Below are 19,999 nucleotides of genomic sequence, written 5' to 3'. Positions count from 1 at the left end.
TTAGTCGGATTGTAGCATAAATCAAATTCGCTATAATTTATTTTATTTGAATGGATATGGAGATAAAAAGAATGATCAAATATTTATATAAGATGTTTTTCAACAAGGGTGAAAAACCAATCTTTTTGTTCTTTATTTTCAGTTTCATTGTTTTTGTCATTTCGCTAATTCAAGTTCCAATTTGTGAATGTATACACCATGAAGTCTTGAAAATCATATTTCTGTCAGATGGTATAAAAACAATTTCAGGTGGCATTGTTTCTGCTTATGTTTTGTATATTTTTGTAGAGCTTAAACCTAAATATGAAAAAGAAAAAAAAGCTTTATATGTTCTTGATAAAGCAATCGCATCAGTAGTGGAAGGATTTTTTTTACCAAATATTTTTCAGCATGAAAAGTCAATTCGACATATTAAATTCGAGATGAAATCTTCTAATGAAAAGATTCAAGAAGCAATTCAAAATATTAAAGATAAAGAAGTTGACTTTTTACAATTAAAAATTACTATGCAAACAGCACATTCACGATATTTTGATTTTCAAAATTTATTGACTTTAGCCGTAAACTTATCACCTGAATGTGGATTGTATTGGCTTGATTTGATTGATAAAATTCGTCTTTTAGCTGATGAGATGGAAAATCAAATTGATAATCCAGATATGAATATTTTACATGATTTAAAAAGTATAAATTCAACTAATGAAATGAATCCAACAGCATTATTTTGCTCTAGCTTAATGTTGAGAGTAATGGAATTTTTTGAATCTGCAATTGAATGGAATAATCAAGACAAAAAAATTCTAATACAGTCTAATGATTAATTAACCAAGCGAAAACTTGACGTTGCTGAGTTCTTCGGGACGATTCTTTTGTATATCGTATATCCCCTCAAAACTATACGGAAATTGTCCGTTAAATTCTCCGATCTTCGCTCTGCTTGCCGTTGTCTCGGCATAATAAAAATTCTTTCCTTCCATCGTGAGTTTCGCATTTAGAAACGGGATGTTCTTGGTATCATTGAGATGAACAGCGACGAAAACATGATGGGGGACATAGACGAAACGGTATTCAAGTCCTCTTTCATTAAGCAGTGACGCGAACAGATTTGATTTGTCGTCACAGTCTCCCCAGTTGCTTTTTACTACGGTGAGGGCGTTTCTACTTGTATAGTCAGTGCGGTAGGGAATAGCGGTGACGTAGTCAAAGAGTTTTTGAGCTTCGCATCCATCATCACCGTTGCACCCCTGTGTGAGCCGTTCGGCGAGAGGGGCGAGTTCCTCCTCTCGTGCCAGATTGGTTTTGATCACCATACCGTTGAACTCGATAACCCCTTTGTCATACAAGCTCACAAATTGCGGAGAGGATAATGAGGGGTGAGAATAGGGGCGTAAATCGCGTGTCTCGATTAATGTGATCGACATTCCTGCATACGTGAATAGTCCTACTATCCCCGCTATACTTAATAGACTCATAAAACTTGCTTTTGTTTTTTGGATAGGGCGTTTGCTGTGTTGAGTTGCTGATTTGATTATTTCACGGTAAACCAGCGTAGCTATAAAGAGAATAACCGCTATTTTTATCCACAGTTCCATAATCCCTCTTTGGCAGTGCGTTTCATCCGTTTGATAGCGAGTTCCCGTTTCAATGCACTGCTTTTATCACTGCACGTTTCACTGTACATCAGAGTTACCGGACGTCGTGAACGGGTGTATTTGGCTCCCTTGTCCGAGGCGTTGTGTTCATTGAGCCGTTTTTCCACGTCGATGGCAATCCCCGTATAATAGGTATTGTCACTGCATTTTAGGATATAGAGGGTGTAGGCTTTTTCGGATGATTTCATGATTGAGAGTATACGATATAATGGCATTTATGGAACTTTATAACACCCTTGAAACCATTTTAACTGCTTGGGATCCGAGAGAAAAAATAACGCTCTTCAGAGATTTTTACGGTACGTATTGCCGCGGTGCATTCACACGAGATACAACAGCATATCCTGCCGTTTTCAACCAGCCCTCTTACCGTGGTTTCTGCAGCGTTATCGATCCAAAAGAGGTTCCTCGACGGACCAAACTCAATACCCCTCAGGGACAAATTCTCTTATTACATGCCATAGCCCATATCGAATACAGCGCGATTGATCTTGCCCTTGATGCTGTGTACCGTTTTCGCGACTGCGGTGAAACATTTGAACGCGATTGGCTCGAAGTTGCTGACGACGAGATACGCCATTTCGAAATGATTGAGGCTCTGCTCCGAGAATTGGGAAGCTATTACGGAGAGTATCCGGTGCATGATGCTCTGTTTGAAGCTTCCATGCGGACATTGGAACTGATAGAGCGAATGGCTGTGGTTCCCCGATATCTTGAGGCCAACGGGCTGGATGCGACCCCTCAAATTTTACGAAAACTTGAATCGTTTAAAGCAGACCCGATGATACAAAAGATTATTGCGGCTCTTCATGTTATTTTGGAAGAAGAGATTGAGCATGTTCGAAAAGGGGACCGTTGGTTTAATGAAGCATGCAACGATAAACACGTAGAACCCTCTGTCTATTTTGATATCATAGAACGCTATTATCCGCATAGTTTTCCTCGCCGGGTTGCTATAAACTGCGAGGCAAGACGAGCGGCCGGCTTTGACTCAGATGAGTTAGAAAGAATTTCTCTTGATAAATGTTAACGACGACGTTACCAAATTAAGTTATAATGCAAAATGTTAAAATAGTCATAAGGTTTTAGAGTGGGTAAATACGAACTTATTGGCCGATATCTGAGCGAATTTGTAAGTCAGGAAGTCCGAAAAACCGGTTTGAAAAAAGTGGTTATCGGGTTGAGCGGCGGATTGGATTCGGCAGTGGTAGCCGTGTTGGCTCATCGTACATTCGGAGATGATTTGTTGTGTATCAAAATGCCTTCGCACTACTCATCTCAAAGTTCGTTAGACGATGCGGATGAATTATGCGGTGCATTCGGTATCCGTTCTGAAACACATAGTATCGAACCGATGCTGCGTGCGTATGAAACATCCGATATGCCACCCCTTAGGGTCGGTAACTTATCAGCTCGGCTTCGGATGGCGACATTGTTTGATATTTCGGCGCGTGAGGGGGCTTTGGTACTGGGAACCAGTAATAAGAGTGAACTTATGCTCGGTTATGGGACATTGTACGGTGATTTGGCGAGTGCCATCAACCCTATCGGTGATTTGTATAAAACCGAAGTCTTTGAACTTGCCCGATTTTTAGGGGTACCCGCTTCAATTATCGACAAGCCACCTTCGGCAGATTTATGGGCAGGGCAGAGTGATGAGGTCGAGATCGGATATCCGTATGAAGATTTGGATCGTGTGTTAAAACGTTACGTCGAAGCGCGTCATACGTGTGAAGAGATGATCAATGATGGAGAAAATAGCCATTTAGTCGATATGGTAACGACGAGAATATACAAGAATCAGTTTAAACGGAAGATGCCAGTGATTGCAAAATTGACCTCACGTACGGTCAATCATGATTTTAATTATCCCAGAGATATAACTCTATAAAAGGAGCAGTGTATGAGTATTCCATTTTTTCGTGTAGAAGTAGGTGGTGATGAACGAGAAAAGATCGATGAGGTCTTTGATGGGGAAGCTCCCGATATTATCAGTGATTTAGAGACAGCATTTGAATCTTATATAGGTGCCGCACATGCACTTGCAACATCACATGGAACAGCAGCGTTGCATTTAGCAATGTTGGCGATTGATCTCAAACGCGGTGATAAAGTTTTGTGCTCTATCAACGCTTACCCTTCTGTTCCGGAAGTGGTTCGTCATTTTGATGCGGAGCCGATTTTTATCGATATAGATGCAACAACCTTTAATATCGATTTAGAAAAATTAGAGGCATATCTTGCTGAAAATAAATCGAAAAAGCTCAAAGCGGTAATCGTATCGCACATCGCCGGACAAAGTGTTGATTTGGAACGGCTCTACGGTATCGCACGATTGTACGATGTTAAAATCATTGAAGATGCTTCGGACGCTCTCGGCGCTACGTATAAAGGCCAAAAAATAGGCTCTACGGGTGCAGATATCACGTGTTTTGATTTTAGTCCTCATTTGCGCCGTAATGTGTGCAATGGCGGAATGATGGTGAGTGATGATGAAGAGATTATAGAGCGGGCAAGACTGCTTCGAAACCATGCAATGGTTGTTGATGATGAAGCCCTTGGGTATATTTATGACGTTACCGATATTGGAAGTCAATATATGATGAGTCCTCTTGATGCGGCAACAATATTGGTACAACTTGATAAGCAAGATGATACGGTTGAGCGTCAACAAGCGATTGCAGAGCGTTTTAATGAACGTCTTGAAGGTGCTCCGCATATTAAACTGCCTATCGCTGAGCAAGATCATGCGTATTCGCTTTATATTATAAAAGTCGATAAAAACCGTGATTCATTTGCCCGCGAACTCGCAGCGAACGGGATTGAATGCGGACTTCACTATATACCGCTTCATCTATTGAGCTATTATAAATCAAAATACTCATTGCGGGTAAATGATTTTCCCGTAGCGTTACGTAATTATCAGCAAGTTTTATCGATCCCTAACTATGCGGCATTAAGTGACGATGAGGTTGAAGAGATTTGTGATGCAATTTTGGATGTAGCTTCTACGCGCGTTTGAAACGTTTATTCGTACGATGGGGTGAGGGGTATTTATATCACCCCTCGCTGAGCCAAAAACTTCTTTCCCTATCCCTTTTACCCCTCACTTTTCTCTATTGTATTATTGCCTTTTTTCGATATCGTTGGAGTGTACCGATCAATGTCGGAATTCCGGTCGTCAGTGTCGGTAATCTTACCGTCGGTGGAAGCGGTAAAACACCGCTTGTGATTGAGTTGGCGCATCATTTTACAAAACCCGCGATCGTTTTACGCGGATACGGTCGTAAAAGCAGCGGGATGATTGTGGTTAAGGATCGCGATATTTTATGCGACATAGCCATGAGCGGTGATGAAGCGATGTTGTATGCTAAGAGTCTTCCGCATGCTGTTGTCATTGTAAGTGAAATACGAGAACGGGGGATCGCCGAAGCTAAAGCCATGGGATGCGAGATGGTTTTTTTGGATGATGGTTACGGCAAACATAAAATCGATAAACTTGATATTTTGATTGAGGTGATTACCCCCAACTCCTTTTGTCTCCCCAGTGGTCCCTATCGTGAGCGGCTATGGAGAGGAAAAAAAGTGATTCATGCGATTGAAAATGAAACGTTTGTCCGCAAGGTAAAAATTCAAAACGAAACACCGAAAATGGTTTTGGTTACGGCAATTGCACGACCGGAAAGACTGGATATCTATTTGCCGGATGTGATGGAAAAAGTTTATTATGAAGATCACCATTTTTTTACCCAAGGGGAGCTTGAAGAGATCATAGTCCGCAGCGGGGCAACCAGTCTCTTGGTAACTCAGAAAGACTTTGTTAAAATGTCATCTTTTAATATCAACTTTTCGATTATGGAACTTACTCTGGAGTTGGATAAAACGTTGATCACTACCGTAAAGGATTATGTACATGCTGCGCAAAATTGAAACCGTTAAAACCCTTATGGACGCGATGCCGTTCATCAAAGAGTTTAGAGATGAGATTGTGGTGATTAAATACGGCGGTTCGGCACAAAGTTCGGATGCACTGAAAGCCAAGTTTGCCCAAGATATTGTTTTGCTCCATTTGGTAGGGGTAAAAGTGGTCATTGTGCACGGTGGAGGGAATCGTATCTCTCAGCTGCTGGGGGATCTTAAAATTCCGACTGAATTTATTGACGGAGAGCGTGTCAGTACTCCCGAAGTAATGCGGATTGTTGAAATGGTTCTTAGCGGGGAGATTAACAAAGAGATCACCTCTTTGCTCAATTCTCACGGTGCCAAAGCGATCGGTATCAGCGGTAAAGATGCCCATTTTCTTATGGCAAAACCAAAAGATGAAGCAAAATTTGGTCTTACCGGTCGGGTAGAGAGCGTCAAAGCCGATGTGATTCATAATCTTTTACGTGAAGGATTTATCCCCGTCATTGCTCCGATCGGAGCAGACGAGAGCGTTGGACATCCGGGATACAATATCAATGCGGATCTTGCAGCATCCGCAGTTGCAGCAGCCATTGGTGCGTGTAAAGTTATTTTTATGACCGATACTCCGGGTGTTTTGAACAAAGAGAAAGAGCTGTTCTCAACGTTGAGCGAAGCACAAGTGGAAGAACTCAAAGCGGACGGAACGATTAGCGGCGGGATGGTTCCTAAAGTCGATTCATGTCTCGAAGCGGTTGATGGAGGGGTACATAAGGCTCATATCATCGATGGACGGATTGAACATGCGATTTTGCTTGAACTTTTTACCTCGGATGGCGTCGGGACTCAAATCACCCTCTAAGCAAGCCCTGATAGCGGCTTTGCTATAATCACAAAAATTTTATAAAGTGGCACAATGAAATTTATCGAAACACGCGGAAATGACGGAATCCATCCAGAGCAGATCTCTTTTTCAGAAGCGATTTTAAGTCCTATCGCATCCTTCGGAGGGTTGTATGTTCCTGATTCTCTTCCGAGTTTAGGGGAGTCTTTTTTAACGAAGCATTTGAACTCTTCATATAAGGTGCTAGCCAAAGATCTTTTAACAACCCTTGGTATTGACATTGAACCTTCGGTTATTGATGAAGCATTGTCGCTTTATGACAAATTTGATGATCCTACCAATCCGGTACCGGTGGTAAAGGTACGTGAGGATTTGTATGTGAGCGAACTGTACCACGGTCCTACCCGTGCATTTAAAGATATGGCACTTCAGCCGTTTGGTGTCGTTCTCTCCTCTATTGCACAAAAACGGGGAGATGAATATCTTATTCTTGCTGCTACCAGCGGTGATACCGGTCCCGCAGCGCTAGAGACGTTTAAGAACAGAGCGAACGTTCGTGTCGTATGTCTTTATCCTGACGGTGGAACTTCGGATGTACAGCGTCTTCAAATGGTGACGGAAGATGCCAAAAACCTCAAAGTTATTGGGATTAAAGGGGATTTTGATGATGCTCAAAGCGCACTTAAACGTCTACTCGGTTCGGTAACGTTCAAAGATGCGCTAAAAGCAAAAAAAATCTCTCTCTCTGCTGCCAATTCAGTTAATTTCGGACGGATTATTTTCCAAACGATTTACCATATTCACAGCTATCTTGAACTGGTTCGTAAAAATGCGATTAGTATGGGAGAAAAAGTGTATCTCGATGTTCCAAGCGGAAATTTCGGGAATGCCTTGGGTGGTTTTTATGCCTATAAAATGGGGCTTCCGGTCGAAAAAATCATTATTGCTTCCAATGAAAACAATGTCCTAACCCGTCTTATTAATACGGGGCGCTACGATTTGCGCGGTGAGAAAGTGGTTCCAACGACTTCTCCTGCCATGGATATTTTGATCTCCAGCAATGTTGAACGTATTTTGTTTGATCTATTTGGTCATGAGCGAACGAAAGAGTTGATGCAGGGGTTGGAGAGCGAGCGTTTTTATGCTCTAAGTGATGATGAGACGATGAAACTTCAAGCGATGTTTGCAGCCGACTATTGTAACGGTGCAGAGGGGAAAGGGTACATCAAAGAGGCATTTGATGCAGGCTATTTGATGGATCCGCATACGGCAACGTGTTTTAAAGCGTATGACTGCTGCGCGACGAAGTCGATCAAAACGATTGTATATTCGACGGCGGAGTGGACAAAATTTTCTCCGACCATTGCCAATGCGTTAACCGGAGAGGTGGACTCACGCGATATTGATGCACTTGAATCGATTGCTGCAAGTGCAAATACACCAATCCCGGATATGATTAAAGGGTTGTTTTCTAAGCCGATCGTGCAAGACAGTGTGATTGATAAAGAGAATATTGAAAACGAAATTTTAAAATTTTTATAAGTGACTGCCGAAGGGATTGTATCCCTTCGATGTAGGTTATTCTTTACCCAAACAGATTACGGATACTCTCTTTCATCAGGGATTGTATCCCTTCGATGTAGGTTATTCTTTACCCTTCATTATTAAGAGAGTTGTTATCTTTTGCCGCCATCCCGATTTCCATCAGTTTGATCTCTTCATCTCCCCAAATTAGAATTTTTTTAGACGTTTTTAGATCCGGCGGATTTTTAGTCGGGTATTGAACACTGGATAAGATATGTTTGATACAATTGATTCGTGCTTTTTTCTTGTTATCGGAGCGGATGATAATCCATGGTGCGGTGCCGGTATGGGATGCTTTGAGCATTGAGTGTTTTACGACGGTATATTTGTCCCACAGCTCTTGGGATTTAGCATCAACAGGGGAGAGTTTGAATTGTTTGAGCGGATCGGTTTTACGCTCTTTAAACCGTCGTGCTTGTTCCGTTTTAGATACGGAAAAGTAAAATTTAAAGAGGATAATGCCTGAATTGACCAGCATCCGTTCAAACTCACTGACATGGTTCAAAAATTCATGGTGTTCTTCTTCGGTACAAAACCCCATGACCGGTTCAACTCCGCCTCGGTTATACCAGCTCCGGTCAAAAAGGACGATCTCTCCGGCACTGGGCAAGTATTCTGCATAACGTTGAAAATACCATTGGGTTTTTTCGACGTCGGAAGGTTTATCCAGCGCAACGACACGGGCACCGCGAGGGTTGAGATGCTCGGTAATTCGTTTGATGGTCCCCCCTTTGCCTGCGGCATCACGCCCCTCAAAAATCATAAGAATCTTCAATCCTTTGTCTTTGACGTGATTTTGAAGTTTAAGAAGCTCAATTTGAAGTGTTTTGAGCTCTTTTTCATACTCCAATACCGATTGTTTGACCCAAATGGGGAGGCGCTCTTCTTTTGAACTGTTTTTACGTTTTTCATCTGCAGGCAAAGCTTGCTCTTTCCGTCGATCTTCATGCATAATATCTTCGATTTTTTCCGCTTCGGCTATTTCGGCTGTAGCCATAGAGTGTTTACTTCCCATTAAAATGACTCCTTGCTTTTGGTCATTGTAACGCATTTATAGCGTTGTTCGGATTAAATCGTTTATCTTCATGGGGTCTTGTGTTGAGGTAAAACAGGATGATTCTCCGCAAATAGTAATTTCATCCATTGATTCATCATTGTACAGGTAGGTAAACGGATAAGTAATATGTTTTAGTTTGAGAAGATTGTCCGAGTTAGATTTTACGAGTCGATCCCCGCGTAAATAACGGATGGTTTGTTGGGTCAGTTTGGGGTAATAGAGTGGGGTTTTCATCAACTTTATAGAGCTGTATTCGAGGCTTTTAAAAGCAAAATGGCGATATTTGGAATCGACTAAAATTCCCAGACTTAATAGGGCATCCACCATCATTGCCATAGCACTCGGATAGGTGCCATCATCCAACTCCCCTACGGTTTGGAACGCTCCTCGGCTAAAATACCATTTTCCCTCTTCATAAAAGAGTTCCAGTGCCTTATTGGCAAAACGTTGTGCTTCGACAAGGTAGGCTTCATTGAGAGTTATTTCATAGGCTTCGATCAAGGTAACACATAGGTAGGCATAATCTTCTAAAAACGCATCAATTTTTGGAGTTTTATGGATGAGAGTAGAGTGCTGCAATGATCCGTTCTTATCCATGGTCGAAAGAAGCGCATCAAGACTCCGAAGAGCTTGATCTTTGAATTCGGATCTATTTTTTCCTAAAATAAAGAGGGAACGAATCATCATAGCATTCCATGCGGTAATTACTTTTCGGTCGATGAAAGGATAGGTACGTGACGTTCGCAATGCGGCAAGACTCTTTTTAACCGGTTCAAACCATTCGGGTCGTTCCAATGATGCAAGGCGTATAATACAGTGTCCCTCAAAATTTCCCTCCGAGGAAGCACCAATCGCCTTTGCAGCATCACGGGGATTTTCAACGTTGCATTGTTCGAGTGCGAGAAGTATTTCTTCGTAGGTGTAAACAAAGTATTTTCCCTCTTCCCCTTCACTGTCTGCATCACTTGCACTGTAGAAAAGATCGTCTTCCATCATAAAACGGAGCATAAATCGTGCTGTCTCTTCGGCAATATTCAGGTAATTGCTGTTCTTATAGACGATTCCGGCTTGTGCGTACAGTGCGCAAAGGAGGGCATTGTCGTAGGTCATTTTTTCAAAATGGGGAACGAGCCATAGCTCATCGGTGCTGTAACGGCAAAACCCGCCATCGACAAGATCATACAGCCCCCCGAGCGCCATAGAATCCAATGTATGAGTTACCATGGCGGTTAATGTATCATCGTGTTGCAGTTGATCAAGCGTCATTAGCGTTTCTAGGGTAGAGACATGGGGAAATTTCGGTGATTTGGAAAATCCGCCGTTTTCTTGATCAAAATTGTGTTGGGCTTGAAGGGTAAATTGGGTGATGATTTTTTCATTGAGAGGTGTTGCTTGTATGGGATTATTTTTGGGACGGAGATAGCCGCTGATCTCCTCGGCATTTTGAAACAGTTTTTCATCATTATGAGCTACTTTTTCGGCAATGATAGCGGTGAGCTCGCTGAATCCCATCATCTGATTGTGATTATGGGGAGGAATATAGGTGGCGGCGTAGAACGGTTTATTATCGGGAGTGGAGAATATGGAAAGAGGCCATCCGCCTGCTCGACGATTAAGGAGCTGATGCAGCTCTTGGTAATGTTTATCGATGTCGGGACGTTCTTCACGGTCGACCTTGATACAGATAAAGTGTTGATTAACGAACTCAGCGATCACGACATTTTCAAATACCTCATGTTCCATCACATGGCACCAATGACAGCTGCTGTAGCCGATGGAGATAAAAATTGCTTTATGCTCATGTTTTGCCCGTTCAAATGCCTCATCACACCACGGATACCAATTTAATGGATTGTTTTTATGCTGCTGTAAATAGGGTGAATCTTCAAGTGCAAGTCGATTGGACATAAGCTACTCCATATAAAATTGAGGTAGTGTAGCATGTTAAATCATAAAATAATTTGCATTCTCATTGCTTTTTGACTTTCATTTTTATGCGTCACTATGGATCCATCCAGTAAAATGATATGATTGAAAAGAACTTTTGAAAGGGAGAAGGAATGAGAGCCATATTAGGGTTAATATTCATGATTATAAGTGTTTTTGGCGGCGATATCGTATGGCAAACATCGTATAAAGAAGCGGTAGAGAAAGCCAAGAATGAGTCAAAGCCGATGGTATTATTCATGAACCAACCGGGATGCGGTGCGTGTGAATATATGAAGAAAAATGTCCTCTCCGATCCTCAAATAGTTGAATATCTCAATGCACATTATGTTGCAGTATCATTGGATATTCATAAAAACGATGCGCCTGAGCAGTTTCAAGTCAAGGTAACCCCTGTTTTTCATTTTGTGCGCGGGGATGGCTCAATAATTCAACCCACTCTCATCGGTGGCAAGACGGCTCCCTTTTTCATTAAATTGCTTATAAAAGCTGATGAAGCACAATAAATGAAACGTTGTTTGTGGCTGTGTCTTCTGAGTTCGGGTGTTTGTGCGGATGAGGAAAATCTTTCAAAGATCACCTTTGATGGTCAATACCGTGGACGATTGGATATGTACAATGGAGTCAATAAAGCGGCTTACGGAGATCAATCTATCGATGTAAAGGGAAAGGTTCGAGGTAAATCGAATGATCGGCTCTACTTGCAGCAATTAATTGCCGGTTTTACCTATGTTCCTTCCGATAATTGGGAATATAAACTTTATATGTATGATTCTCGTGCATGGGGTTCCTCTTTAAAAGGAGAGGACTTTACGATCAATGCCGGTACGGCTGATGCCTATAAAATGGATTATTATAACGATCATCTTGAGCTATTTACGGCGTATGTACGGTACAAAAATCTGTTGGACAGTGGTATTTCTCTTACAGTAGGACGGCAGAAGCTCGGATATGGTGACCGTCGTGTATTTGGTCCTGGTGAGTGGAAAAATACAATGGGATGGCTTTGGGATGCTGTCCATTTTTCGTATAAACACGAAAAAAATTTTATCGATGGATGGTACGGACAGACGCGTATAATATCCCCGGATGACTTTAGCTTGATTGAAAAACATCGTTATCAAGGAGTTGGGATTTATGGGCATTATGAAGGGGATCTACTCAATATAGAGCCGTTTGCAGCATGGAAAAATCCTCTTTATCATACGACGCTTCCTTACGAAGATTTTTATTACGGCGGCGGTCGAGTTTATAAAGAGGGATTGGGTTGGATTATGGACATGACCGGGGTGCAAGAAATTGGTCATTCCGGTGACAAACACGTTGATGCGTATGGATATGTGATGAAAGCAGGGTACCAATGGGACACCCGATATACGCCGAAAGTTATGGCGGGAATTACCTATGCAAGCGGTGATAAAAATCCGTATGATGCTCAAATAACGACGTTTACTTCTCCATTTGGTATGAATGACGGACCCTATTATGGCAGAGCTGATATAGTAATATGGAGTAATATAAGAGATGTTGAGGCAAGTTTTAGTACGATGATCGTTCCGGACTTACGAGTGGAACTTGGATGTCACCGTTTCAATCTTGCCGATCCTAATGATAAGTGGTATGAGTTTGGATATACAAACAAACATGGAAACAGTTATACGCATCTTGGGGATGAAATTGATCTAATTGCAAATTACCGTATAAACGAATCATTCGGGTGGTTGGGAATCGTTTCGTATTTCCAATCAGGTGATTTTATTCGTAAAAATAATATTGCACAAAATAATGCTTCTAAACTATTTTTGCAATTCGAATACCGTTTTTCGACAAAAAATAAAAACGCGACTCATTGAACTGTTCTTTTAAAGCGTATATACAAGCAAAAGTATATTAACAATGTTTCTGTCCGATAAAGCTAACCGCTAAATGCGCTAAAATAAGCAGCAAAATTAAAAATGGGGTTTTTATGAAGTTATTCTTTATTTTACTGATCTCTTTGAATGTATGGGGTGTAAGCTTTTTACAGCCCGAAGAGGCTTTTAAGCCGAAAATCACTCAAATAGATAACGATACGATCGGGGTTGAAATTACCTTGGGTGATCAAATTTATCTGTATGCGGACAAACTGAAAGTGGAAGATGCCGATCCTAAAGACGGGATCGATTTTACAGCCATCCGTAATACTTCCAAGAGCGTTGATCATGAAGGTCAAAAAGTTTATGAAACTTCTCCGACCTATCAAATTGAGTTAAGTCCGAATAAACTAGTAAAGGGAGAGCAAACGGTTCGGGTTAAACTCTCTTTTCAAGGGTGCTCTTCGGCTGGATTGTGTTATGAACCTCAAGAAAAAATACTGGAAATTCGTGTTAATGCGGATAAATTTTCTTCCAAAGTAGCCTCTAAACCCGAGTTGATTAAAGCGGCGGAAATGGAGTCACCGGCTGTGGCCGTAGCTGCATCGGTGAGTATTCCTACATCAGTGGAGAAAAAATCGGAAACCGATCAAATAGCCAACGTCATTAAAGGGGGAAGCTTATGGTTTATCCTCATAAGCTTTTTCGGATTTGGATTACTTTTGGCTCTCACCCCGTGCGTGTTTCCGATGATTCCTATCATCTCTTCAGTTATTGTTGCTCAAGGGGCGGGATTGGGGACACGACGCGCTTTTTGGCTCTCATTGGTCTATGTACTATCGATGGCGGTGGCTTATACGATCGCCGGAGTTTTAGCAGGATTATTCGGGGAAAATTTACAAGCGGCGTTTCAAACCCCGTGGATTATTACCCTTTTCGCCCTTATTTTTGTGGCTTTGGCAATGTCGATGTTTGATTTGTTTGAATTGCAGATTCCCAATGCAATCCAATCTCGTATTTCCCAAATCAGCGGTCAGCGAAGCGGAGTAATCGGAGTCGCTTTGATGGGCTTTCTATCTGCATTGATCGTGGGACCTTGCGTTGCCGCACCGCTTGCCGGAGCGCTTATCTACATTGGTCAAACCGGAGATGCCCTTCTTGGCGGTGCCGCACTGTTTGCTCTTAGTATCGGTATGGGAGTTCCTCTCTTGGCGGTTGGGACAACGGCCGGAAAATTCATGCCTAAACCGGGGACATGGATGGATACGATTAAATCGATCTTCGGTGTCATGCTCATCGGTGTCTCTATATGGATGATCAGCCGTATTATCGATGAAAATATCTCGATGATGTTATGGGGTGGATTAGCGATTTTTGTAGCGATTAATATCGGAGCATTGGAACCGATTCGTGGGCGATGTATTCGATGTCAGCGTGCCAATAAAAAAGCACTCGGGATTATTATTTTACTCTACGGTATGTCATTATTGTTAGGTGGAATGAGCGGAGCCAAAGATCCGCTCCATCCGCTCGATCCGTTTTTGCCTTCAAAAGCTGCAGCCGAATCGACGGTAGCCGCCCATAAAAGTTTTCAAAAAATTACCTCATTAGAGCAACTCAATGCGATATTGGCAGAGAATAAAGGGAAACGGGTTCTTGTAGACTTTTATGCCGACTGGTGCACAGCGTGCAAAGAGTTTGAGTCCAGAACCTTTAGCGATGAACAGGTCAAAGGGGCAATGGATAAATTTGTTATGGTACAAGTAAATTTAACCGCCAATGACGATGCGGCCAAAGCAATCAGTTCCAAATACGGTATTTTTGGTCCTCCCGCCATTTTATTTTTTGATGAGCAGGGGAACCGTTTGAAAAATCAAGATATCGTCGGGTTTAAAGAACCCAAAGAATTTTTAAATCATTTAGGAGAAATAAAATGAAAAAAACAACCTTATCTCTTTTGCTTATCGCATCGTGCTCATTTGCCGAAGTCAAATGGGCTCCATCCTATAATGCGGCATTAGTTCAAGCGCAAAAAGAGAAGAAAAACGTCATGGTAATGCTCTCAAAAGAGGATTGTCCGGCATGTGAATATATGACAGAGACTGTTTTTGAAGAAAAAGCGGTGTCCGATATGATCGAGAAAGAGTACATCCCTGTTCATATTGATATTCATAATGACTCTATTCCCAGCGGATTAGGGTATATCGGCACGCCGACATTCCATTTTCTGGATGCAAAAGGGAAAAAAATCGGTCGTTATGACGGAGCGGCAAATATTCCGACTTTTATGGGGATATTGGGGAAATACAAAAAGTAGACTTGAGCAAATATTTTACGAATATGCTAGAATACACGCCATGAATACACAGTATGAAATAGTCGATTTTTTACAAAATAATCGCAAACTTCTTTTAGAAAAATATCATGTTACTAAAATAGGGCTATTCGGCTCATTTGCTCGTAATGAACAACAAGAGAATAGTGATGTTGATTTATTGATAGAGCTTGAGGAAGGGACGCAAAATATTTATGATTTAAAAGATTCTCTTAAACAATTTCTTTCTCTCTCTTTTAATCGTAGTGTCGATATAGCTCGTGAAAAATATTTAAAGCCATATGCGAGAGAACAGATTTTAAAAGATACTTTGTATGTCTAATAACATTACTTTTAATCTCAATGCTCTTATTGAGTCTATTGAGAAGATAGAGTTGTATTCGCAAGATTTCAAAGATGCAGATGGATTTTATCATGACCAAAAGAGCTTTGATGCTTCGATGATGCAATTCGTCGTTATTGGTGAAATAATCTCACGTTTAGATGAGACCTTCAAAACGTCACATACGGAAATCCCTTGGCAAAAAATAAAAGATTTTAGAAATATTATTGCGCATGATTATTTTGGTATTGATGCAGACGAGATTTGGGATATTATCAATAATAAATTATTACCTTTGAAAAGTGATATTGAAAAACTAATAGAATAATGTTGTAGAACGATAATTGAATACGTTTTATAAAAAAGGCTCTTTATGTCCAATTTATCGGATGCTCTGAAAGTCGGAGTAGACGCTATCGATCAAAGACACGAAGAATTTTATAGTCTCTACGAAACACTTAAAAATGTCCCAGATAATGAGTTTTTAGAGGCTTTTAATGCAGTTGTTCTCCACACGATTGGACATTTTTCCGAAGAAGAGGCGGACATGGAACGCTTTGCTTATCCGAACAAAGCCGAACATAAACAAGAGCATCAAAAAGCACTCGATGAGATGAACTATTTTAGGGAGAAAGTATCAAGCGGTAAGCTGATATTTGCCAAAGCGTATGTGCAGGATCGGTTGGGGGATTGGTTTCGTACTCACTTGCTCAACATGGATAGCGATTTGGCTCGGGTAATCACCCTGAGCCGATAATTCTTATTTCTTTTCGACCAATTTATCCAAAATATAGAGCTGCATATTTTTATGCGGTACCTCTTTTTCTAATGCTTCGGAATAAATCTTTGCTACTTCTTTGGCATGGAGATCATAATCAAAATGGGGAAAGTGATTTTGCCATGCACTTTTAATAATCTTCAATGCAACTGTATCGATGAGATACTCTTTATAAATGGCGTAGGTTGCAAAAAACATCCCGGTAAACAAAATTGCCATGATAATAAGTAAATGGCAGTCTATTTTGGCTAAAAATGGGTGAAATGCAATCGAAATAGGTAAAATAACCAGATGCCAAAGTCCGATAAATACGAGATAGCTTCTCCCTACACTCATTCGAAATCCCGGTATTTTCCCCTCTAACTTCAATCCCTCTTGATACATCTTATTGGTTTTAAGGAGATCACGAAAAAGCATCGGTCCATCCCCCAGTGAGAATACATAGGGGATGATTTTCTCATCCGTAAAGGTGCTGATTTTGGTATTCATCCATGAAAATAGTCTAAACATTGTCTTCCTTGATAATTTTGCTGACACGCACGGCACTGCCATGCCCTAGTAGGTCTCGCAGACGTGCGGCATCGTTAAAAAATGCCTCTTTGTCCATTTGAATATAAGCATTATACAGATTTTGGGCATTGACTTCGTTCTGAATGAATTCAGGATGAATGGGACGTTGGTATTTATGAAAAAATAAGAGATTCCCCAGCCCCGCATAATCGAGTTTTACCAATTGCCGTGCAATAGCATAATCGAGTGCTTTTGCAATGTAAACAAGGATGAACGGGGTACCGATCAGAGCTGCTTCGAGGGTGGCTGTACCGCTGCAGATAAAAGCAAAATCGGATTGGGCTAAACTGGTGTGCGCTTCATGGGTAATTTCGAATTTTGAAATATCTCCGTACAACTCATCGATTTGCTCTTGCGTGAAGTGGGGAGGGATAACAATGAGGGCTTGGCACGTCAACATACTGCGAAGCTCGCGAAAAACAGACATGAGCCGTTTAATTTCGCCGGGGCGGCTTCCGGGCATAAAGGTGATTTTACCGCTGGGGATAAGATCGGTTTTTTGAATTGTAATCTCATCAATGAGCGGATGCCCGACGTATTCGATAGGGGCGTTAGGGGAATAGTATGAGGGTTCAAACGGCAGAATAGAGCACAGTTTTGTAATCGTTTTTTCCAACACCGGGATACGTTTTTTCTTCCATGCCCATGCCTGAGGAAGAATATAGTATATGATCTCTTTTTCCGGATAGCGTTTGCGAATCGCTTTGGCTAGAGGGAGATTAAATCCGGATGAGTCGATGAGCAACACTTTATCCGCATCGTGCGCAAGCTTCACCATTTGATCTTTTAGACGAAAGAAAAAAGGGAGCTTTTTGAGTGCATCCACAAATCCCATGACGGAGGTGGAGCGGAGATCCACGATGCTTTTTCCGAGCGATGCGTCAAAAATACCGCTGAGTTCAACGTCTGAACCGAGTTCTTTGACGAGATAACTCAAATGGACATTGGCAGAGTGTTCGAGTGCACTGATGAGAAGCTTCATGAACTTCCTCCCCCCGTACCTGAATCATCAGGAGAATACTTCTCTTTGCTGTTTTCGTGATAGTCACTTAAAAAGGTTGTAACGGCATCGATTTGAGCATCACTCAGTGCCATGGCAAAAGGGATCATCATTTGTGCCAATTGGGTATCCCCTTGTTTGGATCGAAGTCGTTTGAGTTTGTATATGAGAAATTCTTTGCGACGATAGGCGAGTGGAGGGTAGAGATTGGTTCCGGCGGCGGATACTCCATGACAGCCGTTACACCCTTTGGCAAAATAGAGTTTTTTACCTTGATCGTATGCCGACGGAGAAGCCATAAGTGCCATCACCGGTACGATCGACAGTATGATTTTGCGCACTCTAATCCTTTTCAAAACATTCTTAGACTAAAATGGCGTAATTATAGCGAACGGGAGTTAATTATGGTCATTTCTGATGTCATTATCTGTGATGCACAAGGGGAACGCAAAGGAGATGTGAGAATCGAAGCGGGAGTGATTACGCAGATCGGAGAGAATCTTACCGATGAGGAAGTGATATCGGCTAGCGGGTGCTATTTGCTTCCGGGATTGGTAGATACGAATGTGCGGCTCAAAGACTCACAGCTAAGCGGGATAAATTTTGAAAAACTTTCACGTCGCGCATTAGCGGGAGGGGTGACTACGGTGGTGCTTGCCAGTGATTCCCATCCACAAATCGACAATGAGATTACCTTGGAATTTGTTCAAAAGCACCGACAATTACCTAACGGGGCAACCATTGAGACAACGCTCAGTGCATTAAGTGCCTCTGGGACCCTTAGCAATATTGCTATCATGCTTAAAAAAGGGTGTCTGGCCGTACACACTTCTACCATCAGTGACTATAATCTTTTGAGCCGTATTGCTCAGTATTTAAAAATGGCGCAAAAACCTCTCTTCTATAAAGCGGAAGATAAAAGTCTTTTTGAGAGCGGTGTAATGTGTGACGGCAACGTTGCAACCCGTTTGGGCCTTCCGGGAATATCACCGCTGAGTGAAGTGGTCCATATTGCATCCATGATCGAAATTGCGCGCCATTTTGAGATCTCTATTGTCTTTAAAAGTGTCACTGAACCGCGATCAGTGGAGTTAATCGCTCAAGCCGCCGCAGAAGGGATAAAAGTAGCGTGTGAAGTCTCTATCCATCATCTGTTGCATAATGATGAGGCGTGTATGGGATTTGATTCCGACGCAAAGATTAATCCGCCGTTGGTGAATCGTGAAAAACAGCGTTATCTGATAGACGCTCTCCAATCGGGGAAAATAAATTCACTTACTGCATTGCATCAACCCAATTCAGATGTTCATAAAGATATTACTTTCTTTGATGCGAGCTACGGTACGACATCGATTGAAGAATATCTACCGTTATGCTATACCCATTTGGTTAAGAGCGGTAGAATGAATATGGCTAAATTGATAGAGTTGGCATCACAAGCTCCGGCGGCTCAAGTAGGGCTGTCGGCCGGAGTAATAAGGGATGGGCATAAAGCGGATATGGTTTTATTTGATCCGAACCGTACAACACCGGTACTTCACCATCACAGTTTGTATAAAAACCAAGTGTTGGAGGGCAAAGTGGTCATGGCATTTTGCGCGGGAGAAATCACACGGTTTTAAAGAGAGCGTGCATTTTGGAATTCAGAAATTTCTGATTCCACCATGGCATCGACCATTATAGTATAGAGTTTCGTTAAAAGGTTCGGCGACACTCCGAATTCCATCGCCCGTGTTCGGACACGGTCCATAACCGCTTCCATCCTATCTTTTTCTTTAATATCATCAATTGAATCTTTGAACCGAGCCGCTTGTTTAACATATCCGTTTCGCTCTGCGATAAGCTCGACAATTTTATCATCCAAATCATCTATATAATGACGAACTTCTTCTAATGAATGGCACTCTTCTATTTTCATCGGGTTTCCCTCATAGCTAGCATTGCGATATCATACCATAGATGAGATTTGAGCTGATTACGAAAAAAAATCAAAAAATATTTTTTGATACTAATGTGACAAAAAGGCCGTTTTTAAGTATTTTACCCCTTATTCGGTGATTAATTTGTGAGATTTAATAATAACTAATAGTGATGATAAGATAATTATTATTAATATTTAAAACCAATTAAGCTTGCCGCTGTTACACTGCCAAC

Annotated in this window: 23 protein-coding genes; 15 read left to right on the top strand and 8 right to left on the bottom strand. The window is 41.6% G+C overall.

Annotation, left to right across the window (positions count from 1 at the left end; translation table 11 throughout):
- Window positions 1-206: 206 nt before the first annotated feature.
- Window positions 207-821 carry a hypothetical protein gene (locus tag WC407_RS06235; protein WP_373021741.1) on the top strand — a complete coding sequence of 205 codons (615 nt, stop codon included), beginning with the start codon at window positions 207-209 and terminating at the stop codon, window positions 819-821.
- On the opposite strand, the gene WC407_RS06230 is transcribed toward WC407_RS06235, so the two are convergent.
- Window positions 822-1,592 (bottom strand): transglutaminase family protein, encoded by a 771-nt coding sequence (locus tag WC407_RS06230; protein ID WP_373021740.1) that lies wholly within the window; start codon window positions 1,590-1,592, stop codon window positions 822-824.
- On the bottom strand, window positions 1,577-1,840 hold the full coding sequence (locus tag WC407_RS06225; RefSeq protein ID WP_373021739.1) for a GIY-YIG nuclease family protein: 264 nt from the start codon (window positions 1,838-1,840) through the stop codon (window positions 1,577-1,579). The genes WC407_RS06230 and WC407_RS06225 overlap by 16 nt, the downstream gene beginning before the upstream one ends.
- Before the next feature lie 29 nt (window positions 1,841-1,869).
- Between WC407_RS06225 and WC407_RS06220 the strand changes: the two genes are divergently transcribed.
- Genes WC407_RS06220 through thrC form a run of 6 tightly spaced genes read left to right on the top strand, consistent with a single transcriptional unit; the run spans window position 1,870 to window position 7,941 of the window.
- The gene (locus tag WC407_RS06220) at window positions 1,870-2,682 is read left to right on the top strand and encodes a ferritin-like domain-containing protein (protein ID WP_373021738.1); all 813 of its coding nucleotides are present in this window, start codon (window positions 1,870-1,872) and stop codon (window positions 2,680-2,682) included.
- A 60-nt stretch (window positions 2,683-2,742) separates the two neighbouring features.
- Complete coding sequence (locus WC407_RS06215) at window positions 2,743-3,543, top strand: NAD+ synthase (RefSeq protein ID WP_373021737.1); 801 nt, start codon at window positions 2,743-2,745, stop codon at window positions 3,541-3,543.
- A 12-nt stretch (window positions 3,544-3,555) separates the two neighbouring features.
- Window positions 3,556-4,674, top strand: coding sequence for a DegT/DnrJ/EryC1/StrS family aminotransferase (locus WC407_RS06210; protein ID WP_373021736.1), 1,119 nt, complete (start codon window positions 3,556-3,558; stop codon window positions 4,672-4,674).
- Window positions 4,671-5,582, top strand: a complete 912-nt coding sequence (locus tag WC407_RS06205; RefSeq protein WP_373021735.1) for a tetraacyldisaccharide 4'-kinase — start codon at window positions 4,671-4,673, stop codon at window positions 5,580-5,582. The genes WC407_RS06210 and WC407_RS06205 overlap by 4 nt, the downstream gene beginning before the upstream one ends.
- On the top strand, window positions 5,566-6,417 hold the full coding sequence (argB, locus tag WC407_RS06200; protein WP_373021734.1) for an acetylglutamate kinase: 852 nt from the start codon (window positions 5,566-5,568) through the stop codon (window positions 6,415-6,417). Before WC407_RS06205 ends, argB begins: the two co-directional genes overlap by 17 nt.
- 54 nt (window positions 6,418-6,471) lie before the next feature.
- A complete protein-coding gene (gene thrC, locus WC407_RS06195; RefSeq protein WP_373021733.1) occupies window positions 6,472-7,941 on the top strand; it encodes a threonine synthase in 1,470 nt (489 codons plus the stop codon).
- 109 nt (window positions 7,942-8,050) lie between these two features.
- Here the strand turns inward: thrC and ppk2 are convergent, their stop codons facing one another.
- Window positions 8,051-8,935, bottom strand: a complete 885-nt coding sequence (gene ppk2, locus WC407_RS06190) for a polyphosphate kinase 2 (protein ID WP_373022063.1) — start codon at window positions 8,933-8,935, stop codon at window positions 8,051-8,053.
- Window positions 8,936-9,034: 99 nt separating this feature from the next.
- On the bottom strand, window positions 9,035-10,948 hold the full coding sequence (locus WC407_RS06185) for a thioredoxin domain-containing protein (RefSeq protein WP_373021732.1): 1,914 nt from the start codon (window positions 10,946-10,948) through the stop codon (window positions 9,035-9,037).
- A 179-nt stretch (window positions 10,949-11,127) separates the two neighbouring features.
- Between WC407_RS06185 and WC407_RS06180 the strand changes: the two genes are divergently transcribed.
- From WC407_RS06180 to WC407_RS06150, 7 genes are all read left to right on the top strand, one after another.
- Window positions 11,128-11,493 carry a thioredoxin family protein gene (locus WC407_RS06180; RefSeq protein ID WP_373021731.1) on the top strand — a complete coding sequence of 122 codons (366 nt, stop codon included), beginning with the start codon at window positions 11,128-11,130 and terminating at the stop codon, window positions 11,491-11,493.
- Complete coding sequence (locus WC407_RS06175) at window positions 11,494-12,840, top strand: alginate export family protein (protein ID WP_373021730.1); 1,347 nt, start codon at window positions 11,494-11,496, stop codon at window positions 12,838-12,840.
- Between the two features lie 113 nt (window positions 12,841-12,953).
- The gene (gene dsbD / locus WC407_RS06170; protein WP_373021729.1) at window positions 12,954-14,777 is read left to right on the top strand and encodes a protein-disulfide reductase DsbD; all 1,824 of its coding nucleotides are present in this window, start codon (window positions 12,954-12,956) and stop codon (window positions 14,775-14,777) included.
- On the top strand, window positions 14,774-15,157 hold the full coding sequence (locus WC407_RS06165; RefSeq protein WP_373021728.1) for a thioredoxin family protein: 384 nt from the start codon (window positions 14,774-14,776) through the stop codon (window positions 15,155-15,157). The genes dsbD and WC407_RS06165 overlap by 4 nt, the downstream gene beginning before the upstream one ends.
- Window positions 15,099-15,497: a nucleotidyltransferase family protein gene (locus tag WC407_RS06160; RefSeq protein WP_373021727.1), complete on the top strand. Its 399-nt coding sequence runs from the start codon at window positions 15,099-15,101 to the stop codon at window positions 15,495-15,497. Before WC407_RS06165 ends, WC407_RS06160 begins: the two co-directional genes overlap by 59 nt.
- A complete protein-coding gene (locus WC407_RS06155) occupies window positions 15,490-15,825 on the top strand; it encodes a DUF86 domain-containing protein (RefSeq protein ID WP_373021726.1) in 336 nt (111 codons plus the stop codon). Before WC407_RS06160 ends, WC407_RS06155 begins: the two co-directional genes overlap by 8 nt.
- Window positions 15,826-15,870: 45 nt before the next feature.
- Complete coding sequence (locus WC407_RS06150) at window positions 15,871-16,254, top strand: bacteriohemerythrin (protein WP_373021725.1); 384 nt, start codon at window positions 15,871-15,873, stop codon at window positions 16,252-16,254.
- Window positions 16,255-16,257: 3 nt separating this feature from the next.
- Here WC407_RS06150 and WC407_RS06145 read toward each other — a convergent pair whose 3' ends face one another.
- Genes WC407_RS06145 through WC407_RS06135 form a run of 3 tightly spaced genes read right to left on the bottom strand, consistent with a single transcriptional unit; the run spans window position 16,258 to window position 18,186 of the window.
- Window positions 16,258-16,785: a hypothetical protein gene (locus WC407_RS06145; RefSeq protein WP_373021724.1), complete on the bottom strand. Its 528-nt coding sequence runs from the start codon at window positions 16,783-16,785 to the stop codon at window positions 16,258-16,260.
- Window positions 16,778-17,827 (bottom strand): lipid-A-disaccharide synthase, encoded by a 1,050-nt coding sequence (gene lpxB, locus WC407_RS06140; protein ID WP_373021723.1) that lies wholly within the window; start codon window positions 17,825-17,827, stop codon window positions 16,778-16,780. The genes WC407_RS06145 and lpxB overlap by 8 nt, the downstream gene beginning before the upstream one ends.
- The gene (locus WC407_RS06135) at window positions 17,824-18,186 is read right to left on the bottom strand and encodes a cytochrome c (RefSeq protein WP_373021722.1); all 363 of its coding nucleotides are present in this window, start codon (window positions 18,184-18,186) and stop codon (window positions 17,824-17,826) included. Before WC407_RS06135 ends, lpxB begins: the two co-directional genes overlap by 4 nt.
- Window positions 18,187-18,249: 63 nt before the next feature.
- Between WC407_RS06135 and WC407_RS06130 the strand changes: the two genes are divergently transcribed.
- Entirely contained in the window at window positions 18,250-19,467 is a 1,218-nt protein-coding gene (locus tag WC407_RS06130) for an amidohydrolase family protein (protein ID WP_373021721.1), read from the top strand.
- Here the strand turns inward: WC407_RS06130 and WC407_RS06125 are convergent.
- Window positions 19,464-19,763, bottom strand: coding sequence for a chorismate mutase (locus WC407_RS06125; protein WP_373021718.1), 300 nt, complete (start codon window positions 19,761-19,763; stop codon window positions 19,464-19,466). The genes WC407_RS06130 and WC407_RS06125 overlap by 4 nt on opposite strands.
- Window positions 19,764-19,999 lie beyond the last annotated feature (236 nt).

It is taken from the genome of Sulfuricurvum sp. (assembly GCF_041651515.1).
Taxonomy (GTDB): Bacteria; Campylobacterota; Campylobacteria; order Campylobacterales; family Sulfurimonadaceae; genus Sulfuricurvum.
The sequence above is the reverse complement of the archived record's forward strand: the minus strand, read 5'-3'. Positions and strand labels throughout refer to the sequence as shown.